Origin of the sequence: Meiothermus granaticius NBRC 107808 (assembly GCF_003574355.1) — a bacterium.
GTDB lineage: Bacteria > Deinococcota > Deinococci > Deinococcales > Thermaceae > Meiothermus > Meiothermus granaticius.
In genome coordinates this window covers 12,365-31,403 of the sequence record NZ_QWLB01000037.1, presented here as the reverse complement: position 1 = coordinate 31,403, position 19,039 = coordinate 12,365, and the positions used below count along the sequence as shown (strand labels likewise).

19 protein-coding genes and 1 pseudogene are annotated in these 19,039 nt (G+C 62.0%); 10 read left to right on the top strand and 10 right to left on the bottom strand.

The genetic code is table 11. The features are described from left to right. From Mgrana_RS12605 to rpsL, 4 genes are all read right to left on the bottom strand, one after another. A partial coding sequence (locus tag Mgrana_RS12605) for a GTP-binding protein (RefSeq protein ID WP_240631362.1) occupies window positions 1-127 on the bottom strand: 127 nt, incomplete at its 3' end. A 57-nt stretch (window positions 128-184) separates the two neighbouring features. Further along, window positions 185-2,278 (bottom strand): elongation factor G, encoded by a 2,094-nt coding sequence (gene fusA, locus Mgrana_RS12600; protein ID WP_119357957.1) that lies wholly within the window; start codon window positions 2,276-2,278, stop codon window positions 185-187. A gap of 2 nt (window positions 2,279-2,280) precedes the next feature. Continuing rightward, the gene (rpsG, locus tag Mgrana_RS12595; protein WP_119357956.1) at window positions 2,281-2,751 is read right to left on the bottom strand and encodes a 30S ribosomal protein S7; all 471 of its coding nucleotides are present in this window, start codon (window positions 2,749-2,751) and stop codon (window positions 2,281-2,283) included. A gap of 7 nt (window positions 2,752-2,758) precedes the next feature. Further along, the gene (gene rpsL, locus Mgrana_RS12590; RefSeq protein WP_119357955.1) at window positions 2,759-3,172 is read right to left on the bottom strand and encodes a 30S ribosomal protein S12; all 414 of its coding nucleotides are present in this window, start codon (window positions 3,170-3,172) and stop codon (window positions 2,759-2,761) included. 359 nt (window positions 3,173-3,531) lie between these two features. On the opposite strand from rpsL, the gene Mgrana_RS12585 reads away from it, so the two are divergent. Together Mgrana_RS12585 and Mgrana_RS12580 are read left to right on the top strand one after the other, a co-directional pair. Further along, a complete protein-coding gene (locus Mgrana_RS12585) occupies window positions 3,532-4,116 on the top strand; it encodes a hypothetical protein (RefSeq protein WP_119357954.1) in 585 nt (194 codons plus the stop codon). A gap of 72 nt (window positions 4,117-4,188) precedes the next feature. Further along, entirely contained in the window at window positions 4,189-5,172 is a 984-nt protein-coding gene (locus tag Mgrana_RS12580; RefSeq protein WP_119357953.1) for an NAD-dependent epimerase/dehydratase family protein, read from the top strand. Between the two features lie 33 nt (window positions 5,173-5,205). On the opposite strand, the gene Mgrana_RS12575 is transcribed toward Mgrana_RS12580, so the two are convergent. After that, entirely contained in the window at window positions 5,206-5,907 is a 702-nt protein-coding gene (locus Mgrana_RS12575; RefSeq protein WP_119357952.1) for an SDR family oxidoreductase, read from the bottom strand. Window positions 5,908-5,923: 16 nt separating this feature from the next. Next, entirely contained in the window at window positions 5,924-6,802 is an 879-nt protein-coding gene (gene metF, locus Mgrana_RS12570) for a methylenetetrahydrofolate reductase [NAD(P)H] (protein WP_119357951.1), read from the bottom strand. A gap of 180 nt (window positions 6,803-6,982) precedes the next feature. Between metF and Mgrana_RS12565 the strand changes: the two genes are divergently transcribed. From Mgrana_RS12565 to Mgrana_RS12555, 3 genes are all read left to right on the top strand, one after another. After that, the gene (locus tag Mgrana_RS12565; RefSeq protein WP_119357950.1) at window positions 6,983-7,603 is read left to right on the top strand and encodes a 50S ribosomal protein L25; all 621 of its coding nucleotides are present in this window, start codon (window positions 6,983-6,985) and stop codon (window positions 7,601-7,603) included. Between the two features lie 68 nt (window positions 7,604-7,671). Next, window positions 7,672-8,250: an aminoacyl-tRNA hydrolase gene (gene pth, locus Mgrana_RS12560; RefSeq protein ID WP_119357949.1), complete on the top strand. Its 579-nt coding sequence runs from the start codon at window positions 7,672-7,674 to the stop codon at window positions 8,248-8,250. A gap of 69 nt (window positions 8,251-8,319) precedes the next feature. Beyond that, entirely contained in the window at window positions 8,320-8,691 is a 372-nt protein-coding gene (locus Mgrana_RS12555; RefSeq protein ID WP_119357948.1) for a hypothetical protein, read from the top strand. 12 nt (window positions 8,692-8,703) lie between these two features. On the opposite strand, the gene Mgrana_RS12550 is transcribed toward Mgrana_RS12555, so the two are convergent. Both Mgrana_RS12550 and Mgrana_RS17140 read right to left on the bottom strand, forming a co-directional pair. Further along, window positions 8,704-9,387: a helix-turn-helix transcriptional regulator gene (locus tag Mgrana_RS12550; RefSeq protein ID WP_240631361.1), complete on the bottom strand. Its 684-nt coding sequence runs from the start codon at window positions 9,385-9,387 to the stop codon at window positions 8,704-8,706. Window positions 9,388-9,534: 147 nt separating this feature from the next. Next, a pseudogene (locus Mgrana_RS17140) lies at window positions 9,535-9,696 on the bottom strand (helix-turn-helix transcriptional regulator); the annotation flags it as partial. A 75-nt stretch (window positions 9,697-9,771) separates the two neighbouring features. Here Mgrana_RS17140 and Mgrana_RS12545 point away from each other — a divergent pair. Continuing rightward, window positions 9,772-10,698: an SDR family oxidoreductase gene (locus Mgrana_RS12545; RefSeq protein ID WP_119357947.1), complete on the top strand. Its 927-nt coding sequence runs from the start codon at window positions 9,772-9,774 to the stop codon at window positions 10,696-10,698. A 26-nt stretch (window positions 10,699-10,724) separates the two neighbouring features. Here Mgrana_RS12545 and Mgrana_RS12540 read toward each other — a convergent pair whose 3' ends face one another. Beyond that, window positions 10,725-12,092 carry a flavin monoamine oxidase family protein gene (locus tag Mgrana_RS12540; RefSeq protein WP_119357946.1) on the bottom strand — a complete coding sequence of 456 codons (1,368 nt, stop codon included), beginning with the start codon at window positions 12,090-12,092 and terminating at the stop codon, window positions 10,725-10,727. Window positions 12,093-12,293: 201 nt separating this feature from the next. Between Mgrana_RS12540 and Mgrana_RS12535 the strand changes: the two genes are divergently transcribed. Both Mgrana_RS12535 and Mgrana_RS12530 read left to right on the top strand, forming a co-directional pair. Then, window positions 12,294-13,259: a D-alanine--D-alanine ligase family protein gene (locus tag Mgrana_RS12535; protein ID WP_119357960.1), complete on the top strand. Its 966-nt coding sequence runs from the start codon at window positions 12,294-12,296 to the stop codon at window positions 13,257-13,259. A 73-nt stretch (window positions 13,260-13,332) separates the two neighbouring features. Beyond that, complete coding sequence (locus Mgrana_RS12530) at window positions 13,333-14,460, top strand: hypothetical protein (protein ID WP_147021217.1); 1,128 nt, start codon at window positions 13,333-13,335, stop codon at window positions 14,458-14,460. Between the two features lie 60 nt (window positions 14,461-14,520). On the opposite strand, the gene Mgrana_RS12525 is transcribed toward Mgrana_RS12530, so the two are convergent. After that, window positions 14,521-14,937, bottom strand: a complete 417-nt coding sequence (locus Mgrana_RS12525) for an Hsp20/alpha crystallin family protein (RefSeq protein WP_119357944.1) — start codon at window positions 14,935-14,937, stop codon at window positions 14,521-14,523. A gap of 118 nt (window positions 14,938-15,055) precedes the next feature. Here Mgrana_RS12525 and Mgrana_RS12520 point away from each other — a divergent pair, with 118 nt between their 5' ends. Next, window positions 15,056-15,823 (top strand): enoyl-CoA hydratase/isomerase family protein, encoded by a 768-nt coding sequence (locus Mgrana_RS12520; protein ID WP_119357959.1) that lies wholly within the window; start codon window positions 15,056-15,058, stop codon window positions 15,821-15,823. 241 nt (window positions 15,824-16,064) lie between these two features. Next, window positions 16,065-19,034, top strand: a complete 2,970-nt coding sequence (locus Mgrana_RS12515; RefSeq protein WP_119357943.1) for an adenosylcobalamin-dependent ribonucleoside-diphosphate reductase — start codon at window positions 16,065-16,067, stop codon at window positions 19,032-19,034. The last annotated feature ends 5 nt before the right edge of the window (window positions 19,035-19,039 follow it).

The following is a 19,039-nucleotide window of genomic DNA, read 5'->3' as shown; positions in this document are numbered from 1 at the left end:
CATTGGGATTCGCCGCCGCCGCTACAAAGGTAATCGCCGCCGTCAGCGTGGTCTTCCCGTGGTCTACGTGCCCAATCGTCCCTACGTTTACGTGCGGCTTCGTCCGCTCAAACACACCTTTCGCCATCTTGGTTACGCTCCTTTCAAGGAATGGGCCGGGTATGGGATACCCGACCCTCGAGGGTTATTGTCCTTTGATTAGCTTCTGCGCGACGTTCTGAGGCACCGGCTCGTAGTGGTCGAAGAACATCGAGAACTGGGCCCGGCCCTGGCTCATCGAGCGCATATCGTTGGCATAGCCGAACATCTCGGCCAGCGGGACATGGGCCCGGATGAGGCGGGCGTTTCCGCGCTCCTCCATACCCTGGATCTGTCCCCGGCGGCTGTTGAGGTCGCCGATGATGCTGCCCAGGAAGTCCTCCGGGGTAATCACCTCGACCCGCATGATGGGCTCGAGGATGGCCGCCCCACCCTTCTCAATGGCCTCCTTGATGGCCATAGAACCCGCGATTTTGAAGGCCATTTCCGAGGAGTCCACCTCGTGGTAACTGCCGTCGTAGAGGGTGACCTTCAAGTCCACGATGGGGAAACCGGTAAGGGGCCCGGACTGCATGGCCTCTTCGATCCCCTTCTGCACCGCCGGGATGTATTCCTTAGGGATTACCCCACCCACGATGGCGTTGACAAACTCAAAACCCGCACCGCGACCCAAGGGTTCAGCCTTGATCTTGACGTGGCCGTACTGGCCGCGCCCACCGGACTGACGCACAAACTTGCCCTCTACATCCACCGGGCGGGTGATGGTCTCGCGGTAGGCCACCTGGGGCTTACCCACGTTGGCGTCCACCTTGAACTCCCGCTTGAGGCGGTCCACGATGATCTCGAGGTGCAGCTCGCCCATCCCCGAGATGATGGTCTGGCCGGTCTCGGGATCGGTGGCGATGCGGAAGGTGGGGTCCTCCTCACCCAAACGCGAGAGGGCTACGCCCAGCTTGTCCTGGTCAGCCTTGGTCTTGGGCTCGATGGCCAGGTCAATCACCGGCTCGGGGATCTCGATGCTCTCGAGGGTAATCGGCTCATCGCCATCCCCCACCAGGCTATCCCCGGTGATGGTGTCCTTGAGCCCCACCACCGCACCCAGCTCACCGGCCCGCAGTTCTTCCACCTCTTCGCGGTGGTTGGCGTGCATCTGGAGCAATCGGGCCACCCGCTCCTTCTTACCCTTGGTGGTGTTTTGCACGTAGCTGCCGGACTTAAGGGTGCCGGAGTACACCCGGATAAAGGTCAGGCGGCCCACATAGGGGTCGGCCATGATCTTGAAAGCCAGCGCAGCCAGAGGCCCGTTGGGGTCGGCAGGACGCTCAACCTCCTCCCCGCTTTCCGTCTTGCCCTTGATGGGGGGAATGTCCAAGGGCGAGGGCAGATAGTCCACCACCCCGTCCAGGAGCAACTGGACGCCTTTGTTTTTGAGCGCCGAGCCCAAGAATACCGGGAAGATCTCGATGGCGATGGTGCCCTTGCGGATGGCCCGGATGATCTCTTCCTCGCTGGGTTTTTCCCCCTCGAGGAACTTCATCATGATGCCCTCGTCGTAGTCCGCAGCCGCCTCGACCAGCTTCTCGAAGTATTCCTCGGCCTGGGCCTTGTACTCCTCCGGAACCTCGATAACTTCCTGTTCTTTACCGACGTCATCCTTGAAGATGACCGCCTTCTGCCGCAGGACGTCAATGATGCCCTTGAAGGTGTCCTCACGCCCGATGGGGAGCTGCATCACTACCGGCTTGGCCCCCAGGCGCTCCTTCATGGTATTGACCACCAGCCACAGATCGGCCCCGGTCTTGTCCATCTTGTTGGCAAAGGCAATGCGGGGAACCCGGTACTTGTCGGCTTGGCGCCATACCGTCTCCGACTGGGGCTCCACGCCTTGGCTGGCGTCAAACACCGCCACCGCTCCGTCCAAAACCCGCATGGAGCGCTCCACCTCGATGGTGAAATCCACGTGACCGGGGGTGTCAATGATGTTAATGCGGTGCTCAACCTCGGTCTTGCTGTGCTTCCAGTTGGCCGTGGTCACCGCCGCGGTGATGGTAATTCCCCGCTCCCGCTCTTGATCCATCCAGTCCATCGTGGCCGCACCCTCGTGTACCTCACCGATCTTGTGAATGCGCCCGGTGTAGTAGAGGATGCGCTCGGTCGTGGTGGTCTTACCCGCGTCAATATGCGCGGCGATCCCGATGTTGCGGAAGAGTTTGAGGTCAAAACCTGTCTTTACAGCCATACCTACCACCGGTAGTGAGCGTAGGCTCGGTTGGCTTCGGCCATACGCTCAGCGTCTTCGCGTTTCTTAACCGCTCCGCCCTTGCCCTCGGCAGCCTCGAGCAGCTCAGCGGCAATGCGCGCTTCAGCGGTGCGCTCCCCACGGCTCTCGGCAGCGGTCGCCAGCCAGCGCAGGGCCAGGGTCTGCTGGCGGCGCGGGGTGACCTCAACCGGGACCTGGTAGTTGGCCCCTCCCACCCGGCGGCTGCGCACCTCAACGCGCGGGCGCACATTGTCCAGGGCGGCCTTAAACACCTTGAGGGGTTCCTGGCCGCTCTTCTCCTGGATGATCTTGCAGGCGTCGTAAAAGAGCCTCGAGGCCAGATTTTTCTTGCCCTCACGCATGATGCGGTTGATGAAGGCCGTTACAACCACATCCCCGTAGACCAGATCGGGCTCGAGCGGACGAATTTCAGCTTGTCTTCTTCTCGACATCGCTCACCTACTTCTTCTTGGCAGCGCCCTTAGCGTCGGCCTTGGGCTTCTTAGCCCCATACTTGCTGCGGCTCTTCTTGCGATCCTTGACCCCTTGGGTGTCGTAGTTGCCGCGCACGATGTGGTAGCGCACTCCAGGAAGGTCCTTCACACGCCCACCGCGAATGAGCACCACCGAGTGCTCTTGCAGGTTGTGGCCCTCGCCAGGGATATACGCGGTCACTTCCTGGCCCCCGCCGGTAAGGCGCACCTTGGCAATCTTGCGCAAAGCTGAGTTGGGCTTCTTGGGGGTCACGGTGCGCACCACCGTGCAAACCCCCCGGCGGAAGGGACTGCCCTTGAGGGCTGGGGTCTTGCTCTTCTTGCTGACCGGGTTGCGGCCCTTGCGGAGGAGTTGGTTGATGGTCGGCAGGGTAATCACATCCTTTCTTGAACTGGCTTCCTAAAAGCGAACCCCGCACTGGGGGCGTTCTGCTGATGCAGGCTGCGCTCGGTGCGGGGTTCCCGGCGAGAAGCGAAGGGGCCCTAAGGCTCCCGATTCGCCCCTAGATTCTCAAGAATCGCTGTGCGCGAAGGGTTTGCCGCCCGGCGCAACCGACTGTGGCCCCACGGCCAGGGGCTGGCCTGAGGCAACGCAACCCTGTAACTATACACGGCTTTTAGGGCTTAATCAAGGGGCTGAACCGGGGTCAGGATTGTGCAAGAACCGGTCTTCTTATGGCTCCCCCGTATACGGGTTATACTGAGAGGCTTCGCGGGCCGAGCCTTGGAGGTTGGAGGATGAATCGAGCAGTATTGGTTGGGTTGGCTCTGCTGGCCGCTTGCGCTTCAACTCCGCCCACCGGTCCGGAGGCCGCAAAAGGCACCCTGGCTTTGCAGGGCTGGCCTACGGGGGAAAGCGGGCGGCTCGAGCTGATTGAAAACAGGGGCAACCAGCCGGTAATTGGGCAGGGCAGCGTGGACAGCAGCGGAAAAGTCCGCTATAGCCTGGGGGTTCCCACCGTGCTGCGGGCTTTCACCCCCGGTCCCCTTACCATCACCCCTCCCGATGCCCAGTACCAGAACCTGATGCTCATCAAGCCGGAGTTCGACAACCCTGGGATCCGGGCCGGCGACATTCGGATCGCCAACCGGCTCAACCCCACCCCCCAGCCCGGCGACCGCCAAGCCGAACTCATCTATGTGGACCGTGATGTGCGCCTGAGCGGCAGTGTGGGGAGCGATACCTATAACTTGGTCTTCAAGCGGGGTTGGAACTACCAGATCGTGACCTTCGGAGCCTCCGGCCAGCTCTATACCGCCTCACCAACCCTTCCCAGCGACCTTCAGTGGTTCTACGTCCCGCTCCCTCCAGGCTCAAACTGAGGGGCCTCGAGAAACCCAGTGGGGCTAAGTGACCGGTGGATACCAGCCCTCAAAAAGCAGGAGAATGGGCCCATGAATCTACTCGTGTTGGGAGGAGGGCAGTTTGTAGGACGCCATATCGTCGAGGTGGCTTTAGAGCGGGGCCACCAAGTTTCTACCTTTAGCCGAGGCCAGACCAACCCCGGCCTCTTCCCCCAGGCTGAAAAGCTGTTGGGGGATCGCCGGGCCGGGGATTTGGAGGCCCTACGGGGGCATTCTTGGGATGCGGTGGTGGATGTAAACGGCTACCTTCCCCGCGAGGTGCGGCAAAGCGCTGAACTGCTGGAGGATCGGGTTGAGCACTACCTCTATATCTCTACGGTCTCAGTGTATGCCGATCCCGCCAATACCGCTGAGAACGGCCCGCTCCAGCAGCTAGACCCCCCTGACGTGGAAGAGGTAACCGGTGGTACCTACGGTGGGCTAAAAGCCCTCTGCGAGGGAGTGGTGCAGGAGGTCTACACCGGGCGAGCCACGGTGGTACGCCCCCACCTGGTGGTGGGCCCACACGACCCTACCGGGCGTTTCACCTACTGGCCTTGGCGCGCGGCACAGGGCGGTGAACGGCTCTTTCCAGGAACACCCGAGGCCCCAATTCAGTTCATAGACGCTCGAGACCTCGCGGCTTTCGTCCTACACCTGCTCGAGAGCCGTACCGGGGGGGTCTTTAATGGGGCCAGACCCCCGGTCCGAATGGGGGAACTGGCCGAGGCCCTGGGTGAGGTTACCCATCATGCCTTCGTGCCCACCTGGGTGGACTGGCCCTTCCTGAAGGCCCGCGGGGTGCAGCCTTGGGCGGACCTCCCCGCTTGGCTGCCTCCCGATGAGCCAGACGCGGGGCTCTGCCAGATACCGACCGCCCGATCGGAAGCCGCCGGGTTGAGCTTCCGCAGCCTGCTCGAGACCCTCACGGCCACGCTCGAGTGGGCCCGGTCGCTACCCGAGGTCAGGCTCGCGGGCTTGAGCCCGGAGCGCGAGGCCGAACTTCTGCAGGCCTGGCATCGGTCAAGGGGGTAGGAGCCCCCGGCCAGATCGGCGGCTTACCGGGTTCTACCGGGGGGGGAAGATCGGCAGCTCGAGCACCCGCCCCTGCGGGCTGCGGCTGGCCGCGTAGACCAGGGCCTCCCCGATCTCGTCGGGATTAATCCAGCTCATGGGGTCGGCCTCGGGCATGCTCTTGCGGTTGGCTGGGGTGTCCACCGTCCCCATGGGGTACACCACCGTCACCCGGATCTCGGTCCCCCCCAGCTCCGCATCCAGCGAGCGCAGGTACGTGGCCACAGCGGCCTTGGCAGCAGCATACAAGGCCATTCCAGCCCCAGCCCCCTTCCAGGCAGCTCCAGCGGCAATCCCCGCGATGAAACCGTCCTTCTGCGACAGCAGCTCAGGGATGACCGCACGGGTCATGTAGAACAGGGTGCGCATGTTAAGGTCGAACATCTGGTCGTAGAGGGTGGGATCGCTGTTTTGGATCGGAGCGGCGGCGAACCCCCCCACGGTGTGGATCAACCCATCCAGGCGCCCCATCCGCTCCCGAACCTGGCGCACCAAAGCCTCGGCATCGGGATAGTGGGTGAGGTTGGCCACAAAGCTCATCCCCCCCCACTCGCGGGCCCGCTCACTGGTGGCCCCAGGATGGGCATCCACCAGGGCCAGCCTCGCCCCAGCTTTGGCAAAGGATTTCCCAATGGCTCCGGCGATAGCCCCTGCTCCACCGGTGAGGATATAGACCTTCTCCTGTAGGCTTGACATAGGGCAATTATGCTCCCTAGCGCACTGCCCCCGCCAGGTTCTCCAGGATCATCCGCGTGGCCGGGGACTTGTTCAAGGTATAGAAGTGGATGCCCGGCACCCCTGCCTCGAGCAGTTCGATGGCCTGACGGGTGGCGTGCTCAACCCTAATCTCCACCACCTCTGCAGGAGTGGCAGCCCTTTCCAAGCGCGAAAGCAACGGCCCCGGAATGCTGGCCCCACACAAATCCATGAAGCGGCGGATCTGGCCCAGGTTGGTGATCGGCATCAAGCCCGGCAAAATCGGCACCTCGATCCCAACTTTACGGGCCCGCTCGAGGAAACCAAAGTACAGGGCGTTGTTGAAGAAGAGCTGGGTTACCAAAAAATCCAGGCCACGCTCGACCTTTGCCTTCAGGTGGCGCAGATCGGCCTCGAGGCTCTCGCTCTCGATATGCCCCTCGGGATAGGCTCCCCCGGCCACCGAGAAGGCAGGGCCAAAACGCTCCCGAATAAACGCGACCAGCTCCCAGGCGTAGCGAAACTCCCCTTGGGTCGCCTCAAGCCCCCCTGTCTCTTTGGGCGGGTCTCCCCGAATGGCCATGATGTTTTGGATCCCCACCCCCCGTAGCTGCTCGAGGATGTTGCCCAGCTCCTCGCGGGTATGGCCCATACAGGTCAGGTGGGCCATAGCGGTCAGGCCCACTTCATTTTGGATGCGCCCCACCCACTCCACCGAGCGTGCCCCCGCCCCCCCTGCGCCGTAGGTCATGGAGACAAAGGCGGGCTCTAGCAAGCGCAGTTCCGCAATCGCCTCAAACAGCCGGGCTTCCTCTTTAGGGGTCTTGGGAGGGAAGAACTCAAACGAGAAGACCGGCTGTGGGCCTTTGCGCTCGAGAAGTTCGCCGATCTTCATGGCCCGCAGTATAGCCAAGTTGAAGATCTGCGGCCAGGGTCGTTCCCCCTGCGGGACAGGCTTACCACCCCTCTCATTGCTCCACCTCAAGCCCCTGTGATAGACTCGTAAGGCTTGTGTCACGCCGACCCTGGCTCAGGGTGGCTCACAAAAGAAACCCTTCCCATTTCGGAGGAATCCATGGAATACCGGATCAAGGCCCAGAATCGCGGCAACGAAAAGCCTGCGCAGCTTCGCGATGCAGGCAAGTTGCCTGGCGTGCTGTACAACAAGAAGGAAAACCGAAAGGTGGTGGTTGAGCTCAAGGAGTTCAACAAGGTTTTTATGGGGGCAGGGATTCACCACGTCATCACCCTCGAGCTCGAGGATGGCCAGACCGTGGACACCCTGGTGCGTCAGATCAACCTCGACAAGCGCCGCCGTCGCCCGGATCACGTGGATTTCTACGCCCTCTCCGACGAACCCGTGCTGATGTATGTGCCGGTCAAGATTGTAGGAACCGCCACCGGGGTGCGCATGGGCGGGGTGTTGCAGTTGGTCAACAACGACATTCAGGTCAAGGTCTCTCCCAAGAACATCCCCGACTCGATTGAGGTGGATGTCTCCGCGCTGAACATCGGGGATAGCCTGCACATGTCAGATCTCAAGCTTCCCCAAGGGGTAACCCTGGCGATGAACGCCGGGGATACCGTGGTGGCAATTGTTCCGCCCGAGGACGCCGAGAAGCTCACCGCCGAGGCGGCTTCCCCCACCGAGGTCGAGGTGATCAAAAAGGGCAAGACCGAGGAAGAGAAGGCCTAACGCCCAGCGCTTGAAACCGAAGGCTGAGCCCTCATCAGCTTTCGGTTTTCTGCTGTTCCTGCACCCCCATGTTCTTGATTGTCGCCCAGGGCAACCCTGGCCCTCAGTATGCCCACACCAAACACAATGTGGGCTTTTGGGTGCTGGATCGGCTCTCTTCAGGGTTCCGCCCCAAAGCCAATGCGCTCCTGGCTCCATTTTCGGTAGGGGAGGTGAGCGGCTGGCTCATGAAACCCAGCACCTTCTACAACGCTACCGGCCAGGCAGTGGCCCCCTTCGCCCGCTACCACAAAATTCCGCTAGAGCGGATCTTGGTGATTCACGATGAGCTAGACCTGCCTCCGGGTCGGCTGCGCTTCAAAGGGGGGGGTAGCAACGCTGGAAACTACGGCCTAGAATCCATCTCCACCCATCTGGGCAGCAAGGCCTTTCACCGCTTGCGTATCGGCATCGGCAAACCGCCCAGCCCAGAAGAGGGAGCGGGCTGGGTGCTCTCCGGGTTCCGCCCCGAACTCGCGCCGGTGATGGCGCAGGTGATCGAGGCGGCCGCCGAGGGGGTAAAGGTTTGGGCGGTGGAGGGGTTAGATGCCGCGCAGAAGCGGTTTAATGGCATCGATTTCCGGGATGCCGCCTCTGCCGGTATGTAACGCCTCGAGAGCCCAGACTGGGTTGTTCATCACCGGGAGGTTAGAGATCCCTCTCTATACTCTGCCTTGATGAACCCTCTGCTGGTCCCCTTTCTGGTCTCCACGCTGCTGGCGCTGGCCGCGTATCTGGCCCACCAGGTCATGAACCAACTGCACCGGCGGCTGCTGAACCTCGAGCTAGCCGGGCGCGACTACGGCAGCCTGAGCGAGCTCGAGCGCCAGGCCCTGATCGAGCATGTCAACCTCAAGTTTAGCCAGACCATTGGGGGCACCCTGGCCTCTTTCGTGCTGATGTACGCTTACCCCACCCTTTTCATCGGCGAGCGGATGTTCCGGCGCAACCAGTGGAGCAGCATTGAGGTAATTGGGGGCTCGGCCCTGTTCTACTTTGCGGCGATGCTCCTGGTGGGGCTAACCACCCAGCGTTTCGCCGGGTTCTGAGCATCCTCCCGCTTACCCTCCCTCAGCTCGAGTTCTTCCCGGAATTACACCAGCTTCATCCTCTGTTTGGAGGCCCTGATACACTGCTCGAGCAACCTCACGCACCTTTGCCCGCAACTCGAGCGGCTCTAACACCTGAGCAGCCATCCCCATGCTCAAGGCCCACGCTAGGGCATCTTCTTTCAGTTCGAAGCGAATCCTCACCCGTAGCCATCCCTTTCCAAGAGGCTCTGCTATCTCCATCTGGGCCCAGCGGCCGACCAGGCCAAAGCGTTCCAAAGCCACCACCTCCACTTTGGCCCAGACAAAGTAGTTTGGCAGGTTTGCTCTAAGAGCAACCCTCGAGCCTTCCCAGTAGGCCTTAAGGTTGAACCCCTCAGGTTCAATCGCCATCTCTCCACTCAATCGGGCCTCCTGGATCCTCGAGGCTCGGTAGGTGCGGTAGGCTTCGCCATTCCAGGCCACCAGATACCAGGTCTGCCCTTTAGTGACCAAGCCCAGCGGGTCTACCCGTCGCTCGTAGGACTCGCCGTCACTGCGCTGATAGGTCAGGTATAGCTTGTGTCTCCGCCAAACCGCCTCGAGCAGCACCGGCAGCCAGGGTACCGCCTCCGAAGCACCGCGGGGGTCTACCAGAATCCGCTCGCGCAGCGCCTCGGCCCGTTCGCGCTGGAAGACCGGGATCGTCGCCAGCAATTTGATAAATGCACCTTCCGAAGCCTTAGACAATCCTAGGTCCGCCAATAGCTTAGGGGCTTGGACCAACAATGCCTTAATTTCCTCCGAGCCGAGACCGGTAAGATTGGTGCGATAATCGTCTAGGAGAAACCAGCCACCCCGTGCTCCGCGCTCGGCATAAACTGGAACCCCAGCACCAGTTAGGGCCTCCATGTCGCGGTGGATGGTACGTTGAGAAACCTCGAGTCGCTCGGCAAGAGCCTTGCTGGTGGCTCGCCCTTGGGTCTGTAATATCAGGAGAATGTACAGCAATCGATCAGCCCGCATAATCATCACTGGTTAGCAATATATGACAAAAGATGTCCTATTTGGGTCAGTATCCTGTGGCTTGGAGGTAAACCAATGTCTCTCGAGGGCAAGGTAGCCGTTGTGGCTGGAGCAACCCGAGGCTGCGGTCGGGGAATCGCAATTGAACTTGGGGCAGCCGGTGCGACCGTGTACTGTACTGGGCGAAGCACCCAGGGAAATCCATCTGACTTAGAGCGGCCCGAAACGATTGAGGAAACCGCAGAGTTAGTCACCCGAGCAGGAGGGCAAGGCATCGCAGTACGAACCGACCATACCCAAGAGGCTGAGGTCAAGGCGCTTTTTGGGCGGGTCAAAGAGGAGCAAGATGGGCAACTCGACTTGCTGGTCAACGATATTTGGGGGGGCGATCCGCTGCTCGAGTGGGGTAAACCCTTCTGGGAGCTCGATCCAATGCGGGGCTGGAAGCTCTTGGAGCGCTCGGTATACAGCCATATTCTCACGGCACGCTATGCTGTACCCCTGATGTTGGAGCGCAATTTGGGCTTGATCATCGAGGTCACCGACGGCGACAATCTGAACTACCGCGGCAACTTTTTCTACGACCTGGCGAAGACTACTGTGATTCGCTTAGGCTTCGCCATGAGCGAGGAGTTCAAGTCGAATCGCTATGCCTTCGAAGGTTCTACTCTGGTAAAGTCATCCGCAGGAGCAAAAAACATCACCGCACTGGCCCTCACACCGGGGTTTCTACGCTCGGAGGCGATGCTCGACCATTTCGGCGTCACCGAGGCCAACTGGCGAGATGCTATCGCCAAGGATCCCTACTACGCCGAGTCCGAAACCCCGCGCTACATTGGACGGGCAGTGGTAGCCCTAGCCTCTGACTCCAAAGTCGGGGAGAAGGCCGGAAAAGCCCTGGCGACCTGGCATCTAGCCCGAGAGTATGGCTTCAAGGATGTAGACGGAAGACAACCACACTGGCAGGAGTTTTTTGAGCGGATGCAGGCGAAAAAAAGCTGAGGATTCTCTCCATTAGGGCCAGAAGTTCAGCCTCGAGCCTGGGAAAGCTGGCCACGCATGACCTGGAGCACTTCCGCTGCGGCCCGTTCCCCCGCCTCCAAGGCCCCCTCGACATAGCCGTAGTAATGCACCGCGGTCTCGGTCCCGGCCCAGTGAATGCAGCCCGTGGGCTCACGCAGCTGCTCAAACCCCGCCGACATCACCCCCGGCGGGGCATAGCAGGCATATCCCCCGCCAATAAAGGGCTCGGTGAGCCAGTCGTGGTCGAAATACCCGGTGGGATACAGGGCCTCTTCCCCAAACACCAGGGCCAGGTCCTCCAGCACCGCCCGGCGGCGCAGGGTAGGGGGTTTGTCGCTCCACAGCACCGCATCATCCCCGCCGATAAAGGCCACCAGGGCAGGGTGTCGGCCGTCGGCGCTGGTGGCATCAATGGTGTCGTCAAAGAGCAGGTGGTCAGGGTCTACCGGATTGACCGGCCTTTCCCGCCAGAACGGGCGCTCGTAAAAGGCAAAACACTTGATCACCGCCCCCATCTCGAGCCGCTGCATCAGCCGGGTGCGCCGCCGGGGCAGCACCGGGTCAAAGTCTATGCGGATGGCTTGGTTGGGCGGCACCGCCATCACCACCCGCTTGGCCTGAACGCTGAGCCCCTCCGCGACCAGGGTCGCGCCGTGTTCGGTGTGCAGAATCTCATGCACCTGGCAGTTGGTGTGCACCCGCTGGCCCAAGGTTGCGGCCAGTCGTTCGCACAGGGTTCCCATCCCCTCCTGCACCCGCAAGGACTCATTGCCGCGCTCGAGGCCCAAGATCCCCTCGAACCCCCCTGCCGACTTGAGGCTGTAGAGCAGGTTGAGCACCGAGAAATCCTTGGGCTCGATGGTGTACTCGGTGCGGATGATCTGATCAAACAGGTTGCGGAGGTAGGGGCTGTCGAGGTTCTCGCGCTTCCACTCCTCCACGCTGCGGGCGTCAAGCTCGAGGGCATCTGGAGTCAGGGCCGGTTGTGGCAGATTCACCCGCTCCACCAACACCCCCAGCTTGGCCTTAACCCATTCCCACTCGGCCTGCACCAGCTTGTCCATGGAGGAAAGCGGTTGGGCGGCCAAATCTATGCGGCCAGAATCGTGCTGTTCGAAGGTTGAAAGCCCCAGCTCATGAATCAGGCGGGAAATCCGGGACATCTGGGGGCCCACCCACTGCCCCCCCAGATCAAAGGCGGTGCCATCCTCCAGGGTGCGGGTCAGGAGCCGACCCCCCACCCGCTGAGCGGCCTCGAGCACCAGCACCTCGAGGCCCGCCTCATGCAGGGCTTTGGCCGCACCCAGCCCCGATATGCCCGCACCCACCACCGCCACATCCACGCGGATACTGCCATCCTCGCTAATACCCATCACCCGCTTTCAAAATACCCAGAAAACCCATGGGCTTCTTCCCAAAAGCCCATCTATGCCTAAGGCCTGCTTGGCTGTGGTTGATTGGCGCTCCCGCCCCCTTCGCACCCGATTGCCCCTAGGATACTTCGAAAGCCCTGGAGATTTCAAAGCCTCGAGGGGAGGCCAACTCCATGCAGTATCATCAGCATTGTGAGCTTGTTGCGCATATTGCTCATTGCGGGGGGAACCTCCGGTGAGCACGAGGTCTCGATCTCCTCGGCCAAGGGGGTGCTGGCGGCGATGCCCCACCCCACCGAGCTGGCCCTCCTCGCCAAGGACGGGCGCTGGCTGCTGGGCAAAGAAGCCCAGGAAGCCCTGGACGCCGGAGGGGCTCCGGAGGGCCTCCATCCCTTTCCACCGCCCGTAGACTGGCACTCCTATGACGCCATTTTCCCGCTGATGCATGGCCGACCGGGCGAGGATGGAACCCTACAGGGGTTCCTCGAGGTGTTGGGGGTGCCCTATGTGGGCGCTGGAGTCGCAGCTTCCGCGGTCTGCATGGATAAAGACCTCTGCAAGCGGGTGCTCCAACAGGCGGGAATCCCGGTGGTGCCCTGGCAAACCCTTTACCAAGGCGAGCCTGCCCTCGAGCCCCCCTTCACCCCCCCATACTTCATCAAGCCGGCCAATACCGGCTCCTCGGTGGGGATTTCTAAAGTCAAGGCCGATCAAGATGCCCGCAAGGCCCTGGCCGAAGCCTTTGTCTGGGACCGCAAGGTGCTGATCGAGCAGGGCATCGAGGGGGTGCGTGAACTCGAGGTAGCCCTGCTGGGCAACATCCAGGCCGAGGCCAGCGTGGTGGGGGAAATCACCTACCGGTCAGAGTTCTACGATTACGACACCAAGTACCTGGAGGGCCGGGCCCAGCTTCACATCCCCGCGCCCATTGCCCCCGAGCTGGCCACGACCCTCCAGGCCACCGCCATTCGGGCCTATCGAATCCTGGGGGTGCGGGGGATGGCCCGGGTGGATTTTTTCCTGGCCCCCGACCACACCCTCTACCTCAATGAGTTCAACACCATCCCCGGCTTCACCCCTACCAGCATGTACCCCAAGCTGTGGCAGGCCTCCAATCTCCCCTACCCCAAGCTGCTGGATCGCCTGGTGCGGCTGGCGCTGGAGTAAACCTCGAGCAGGTTAAGGCGGCTTAACCCTGGCCTGGAATCCGGCCCGCCCCCCTTCTGTACAGTGACTCGGTATGTGGAAATGGGCACTTTGGACCTCCTGGGCTTGGGCCATGGCCTGGGCTCAGACGGGCCCTGAGGTCTGGCTTACCGGCAGTGAGGTGCCTCCGGGCTTCATCCAACAGGCCGTAGCCCGGGTGCTGGGCGGGCCAGGGGTGCAGGGCCAGGTTCCCCCCCAAGCACCGCTCCCAGCCCTCGAGCGGCGCAGCCTGGTCGTGGGCCATACCCGACTGAGCCTGACCTCGGTTCCCGCCCCTAAAGCCCAGGCCACCCAACTGCTGCTCTCCAACGACCCCGAAAACCTCTCAGCCAGCCGTGGGCTGTTCCACTACCGCTTTGGCCCGGAGGGTGGGGTGCGGCTGGTGTATCACCACAAGAATGCCGCCCCAGCGCCGCTCGAGCTGCACCTCCGGCTCTCCAACCCCAGCCCTGAAGAATCCTGGGTGTGGGTGAGCGATGCCAGCGCGGGGCCGGTCGCCGATGAGCTCTACGCTGGGCACATGGCCACTAAGCGCTGGCTCGAGCTGTATTGGAACCGCGCCGGCCAACTGCTGCGCCTGCCCCCAGGGGGCCAGTTTGAGCTGACCCAACTGACCCTGCGCCCCGGCCAGGTTGGAAGTGGGCTGCTCGAGGCCCTGGTGGTTCAGGGGCAAAAGGCTGTACTGGACCTGTATGCGGTCGCCCCAGGGGAAGAGGAACCCCCCCTGGAGACCTATAGCAATGGTCCGGTGTACCGTCTAGACAGCCTTGAAATCCGGACCCGCCAGACCTACCGGGCCGGGGGTTCGCTGCAGCTCAGCCTGGGCGAAGGTGCCTTTCAGGCTGGGAACGGCCAGAGGATTCGTGGAAGCTGGGGCCAGCTCCACACCCTAACCCTGACCCTCACCAACCCGACCGCGGCCTGGCATACCGTAACCCTCCAGCTTTCCGCTGACGGTGGGGTGGCTCGAGGGGTGGTATGGCTCGAGGGCCAAGAGGTCGAGTTGCCTCTGCTGCGTCCGGGGGAAGGTTTCATTCTAGGACGTTATCCCTTGCCCCCAGGCAGTCAGCAAACCCTCACCCTCTCAACACTACCCGCCTCGGGTTCCAATTACCCCCTGCGGCTGTTGCTCTACAATCCCGAAGCCAGCGCCGGGCCCTGAGCCCATAGGCAAACCCCCGGCAAAACCGGGGGTACAAGGAGGAGAGGACGACCAAAGATCTCAGGCGTTGACCCGAACCTCGATCTTGCGGGGCTGAGCCGCCTCGGTCTTGGGCAGGTCAATGTAGAGCACACCGTTTTTGAAATTGGCCGAAACCTTGGAAAGGTCGAAGGTGTTGGGAACGGTGAAGCTGCGAACAAAGCTGCCGTAGATGCCCTCGAGGCGGTACTGGCTGGCCCCTTCTGGCTTGACGAAGGGCCGCTCAGCCTTGACCGAGAGGGTGTTGTTCTCGGCGGTCAGCTCCACCTTCTCGGGCTCAATCCCCGGCAGGTAGACCGCGAGATGCAGGCCGCTGTTGTCTTCCATCACATCCACCGGCGGGGCAAAGGTGCGGGCATCCGGCCGCGAAGGGGCAAAACCACGAAGCATCCGCTCTTGAAGCTCCTCAATTTCCTTGAAAGGGTCATACCGAACCATGGTTAACCTCCTACTTTTGATCATAATATCTGAGTGTATTATTGTCAAGTATAGTTAGCCAATAAAGGTATAAATGTTGCAAAGATAGCGAGATCGTTTCGAGGGTAGGATGGGGAACATGAGCCTACAAACCCATGAACATGACGGCATTTACGTGCTAACCCTCTCCGATCCCGAGCGGCGCAACCCCCTTTCGGCCTCAATGGTCGCCCAGTTGCTCCAAGCGCTGGATGCCGCAGAGGACAACCCCTCCATCAAGGCCCTGGTACTGACCGGGGCCGGCAGCGCCTTCAGCGCGGGGGTGGACCTCGAGTTTCTCCGGAGCGTAGCCACCACCACCGCTGAGGCCAACTATGCCCATTCCAAAGCACTGATGCGGCTGTTCCATCGGGTGTACACCTTTCCCAAACCCACTGTAGCCGCGGTTAACGGCCCCGCCGTGGCTGGGGGCGCGGGCCTGGCTACCGCCTGCGACCTGGTGGTGATGGGCGAGGGGGCTACCCTGGGCTATACGGAGGTTAAGATTGGCTTCGTGGCTGCGCTGGTGGGGGTGATCCTGGTGCGAAACGTGGGGGAGAAGCACGCCAAGGAGCTCCTGCTGACCGGAAAGCTGATCTCCGCCCAGGAAGCCCATCGGATGGGGCTGGTCAACAAGGTGGTACCCAGGGAAAGTGTGCTGAGCGAAGCCCTGGCGCTGGCCACTGAGGTGGCGGGCAACGCCCCTTCTTCCCTATCCCTGACCAAAGAACTCCTCCAGGCCCTGCCGGGGATGGGCCTCGAGGACGGCTTCCGTTTGGCCGCGGTAGCCAACGCTTGGGTTCGCCAGACCGGCGATCTGGTCGAGGGCATTACCGCCTTCTTCGAGAAGCGCCCCCCCAAGTTTTAGCCGCCTCCAACCTCTACAATGGGTTAGCTACTACCCATAGTGGCCAGGTTCTCTTCATTACCCCAGATAATGTAAGAGGATGGGTTGTGGGCACCTGTGCATCGGGACTATAGTGACCTCTGGTTCTCACTGCCAAACTCTTGCATACAACTACTATAAGTAGTAGCATCTCGACCAGGATCCCCAATATATAGAGCCATTGATCTGGCTCAGGGAGGGACTGCTGGTCTGGAGGAAATAGATGAAAAGCTTCATTCCTGCACAGTTTGATGAACATGCGCAAAGCATCGCCAAGCGGCAGTATATGCAGCCGGGCGACGGCGACGTGTTTGGAATGTTTCGCCGGGTAGCCGACTGGGTAGCCGGGCCTGAGAAGTCCAACCAGGACAAGCAATACTGGGGTCAACGCTTTTTTGAGCTGATGGCCTCCAAGCGCTTCTGTCCGGGGGGGCGGGTGCTGGCCGGGGCGGGAACCCAGCACGGCAACGTCTTGAACTGTTTTGTGCAGGGGGCTACAGCCCACGATCCGAGCAGCTTCGAAGGGGTGCTCGAGGTGGCCAAGAAGCTGGCCCTGGTGACCAAGGTGGGGGGTGGGAACGGGGTGAACCTCGACCCCTATGTCTCGCGCAAACACGCCGGGCCACGGGGTACCGTGCGGGGCTTCGCCTATCTCAGCGCCGATCACGCCGATGTGGAAGACTTCATCAAGGGTTTAATGCGTCCACCCATTAATCCCGATGGCGAGAAGGAACCCATCACCATCCGCAACTGGACCCGGGTGGTCTACGGGCTTTTAAAGCCGGAACTGGCAGCCCTGGCCCGCCGCCACGGGGTCATGACCGTGCGTTCTCTGCCCGAGGGCGCCCTTACCGTTCCGGACGATATGGCCGGGATCATCGAGAGCGCTAAAGGGGCCCTCGAGCAAGCCGTCCGGGAGGCTGAGCCGCATGTGGACTTCAGCCAGCTCCGACCCGAAGGCGCCCCCATCAAGGGCTCGGGGGGCACCTCGAGTGGGCCGGTGAGCTTCCTGGCGGAGATCTTCGACAATTTTCTCGAGTGGGCCAACCTGGGCGCCGAAAAGGCCGGACCGGTGGCTACCCTGCGCTACGTTTATGCTCCGGTGCTGCGGGTGGTGCGCCAGGGCGGAACCCGCCGGGGAGCCGGGATGGCCACCATCGCCATTGACCACCCCGACCTCCTGGATTTCCTCACCGCCAAGGACCTAGACCGCGAGGCTGCCGAGGGGGACATCTCCACCTTCAACATCTCGATCCTGGCGACCGAGGCCTTCTGGAATACCCTTCAGGCCGATGGTCTATGGGCCGTGGAACCCGCCGAAGTACCGGGCAAATACTACCCCTACCCCCTGCAGGACGAGTACAGTGGCACCCTGCCGGACCTCCCCGAGCGGGAGGCCGATGGGGCCCGGGCCATCCCGGTCTATGGGGGGAAGGTTCCGGCCAAATGGCTATGGCACGAGGTTGCCTGGCATGCCTGGGCTACCGGCGAGCCCGGCCTGATCTTCGTGGATCGAATCAACGCGCTTTCCGCCCTGAAGGACCTGGGGCCCCGCTACCAGATCCGGAGCACCAACCCCTGTGGGGAGATCCCCCTTACCGTGGGGGAGCCCTGCGATTTAGGGGCCATCAACCTCGCAGCCTATGTGGAGAACGGCAGCTTCAACTTTACCGAGTTCCGCCAGGATGTGCACACCTGCATCCGCTTTCTGGATAACGTGCTAGACGTAAATGTGTTTGCCCTCGAGGACAACCGCATCGCCAGCCAGACCCTGCGGCGCCTGGGGCTGGGGGTGATGGGGCTGGCCGACGCCCTCATCAAGCTGGGGCTGCCCTACTCCTCCGAAGCCGGACGCAAGGTGGTCAGCGAGATCATGAACGCCATGCGCGAGGAAGCGGTGGCTGAATCGGAACGGCTGGGCCAGGAGCGCGGGGTTTTCGAGGTGTACCGTCAGAACCAGGCCGCGATGGAAAAACTGGGCATTGCCCCACGCCGCAACGTGGCGGTTCTGACCGTAGCCCCTACCGGCACCACCAGCATGCTGATGGGCGTGAGCAGCGGCATTGAGCCGATGTTCTCCCCCTTTATGTGGCGGCGCATCGGCGGGCAGTACAAAGCGCTTCTCCACCCCTTGTTTGTTGAGCTGATGGAGGGCTTCCCACCCTCGGAGCCGTTTGAAAAGGACGGCAAGTGGGACTGGGAAAAGCTCATTGAGGCCATTCAAGCCCACCACGGCAGCGTGAAGGGGATCGAGGGGATCCCCACAGCCATCGCCAACGTCTTTGAGGGGGCCCACGACGTTCCCCCCCTAGACCACGTGCGGATGCAGGGCACGGTTCAGGTCGCGTTCGATGCCGCAGGGTATGCCGCCAACTCGCTTTCCAAGACCATTAACCTGCCCAATCACGCCTCGGTAGAAGACGTGGAAGCTGCCTACAGTGAGGCCTACCGCACCGGCTGTAAGGGCATCACGGTGTATCGCGATGGCTCGAGGGATTTCCAGGTGCTCTCGGTGAGCAAGGAAGAGAAAAAAGCCGAGAACCAGGAAGAAACCGTCGCGGTGCAGCCCGCCTTGCTGGAGGTCCCGCCCAGCCCTGGGGAGCCTGCGGGCCCTACCGCCCGACCCGTCTTCGAGCGCACCGGGCGCCTGGTGGGGTACACCGATATGGTCAAGCTGACCAATTCCGACGGCACCCGTCGCGGCTTTTTGGTAACGGTGAACATGCAGGGGGACCATCCGGTCGAGGTGATCCTGACCTCGGGCAAGGCCGGCGACGAGGCCAATGCCGACTCCGAGGCGCTGGGCCGGGTGATCTCGATTGCCCTGCAGTATGGCGTACCCGTGGAGGCCATGGTCAAGACCCTGCGCGGGATCAACGGCGGGCTCTATGGCAGCTATCAGGGCCGTTTCGTAACCAGCAAGGCCGACCTCATCGCCGTGGCCTTGGAGACCACCAGCAAGGTCGAGGGGCACGGGGGCAAAAACCCCGGGGCCGCAGCAGCCATGGATCCCCTGGAAGCGGCCCCTTTGGTTCAGCAAGCCGCACTAGCGGCCAGCCGGTCCCGCGAACCCAAGGGGGCTCCAAGCACCTCCTCTGGGCTGGCCCGGTGCCCGGAATGCAATGATCTGAGCCTGGTTCGGGAAGAGGGCTGCGTGAAGTGTTATAGCTGCGGATACAGCAAGTGCGGATGAAGAAG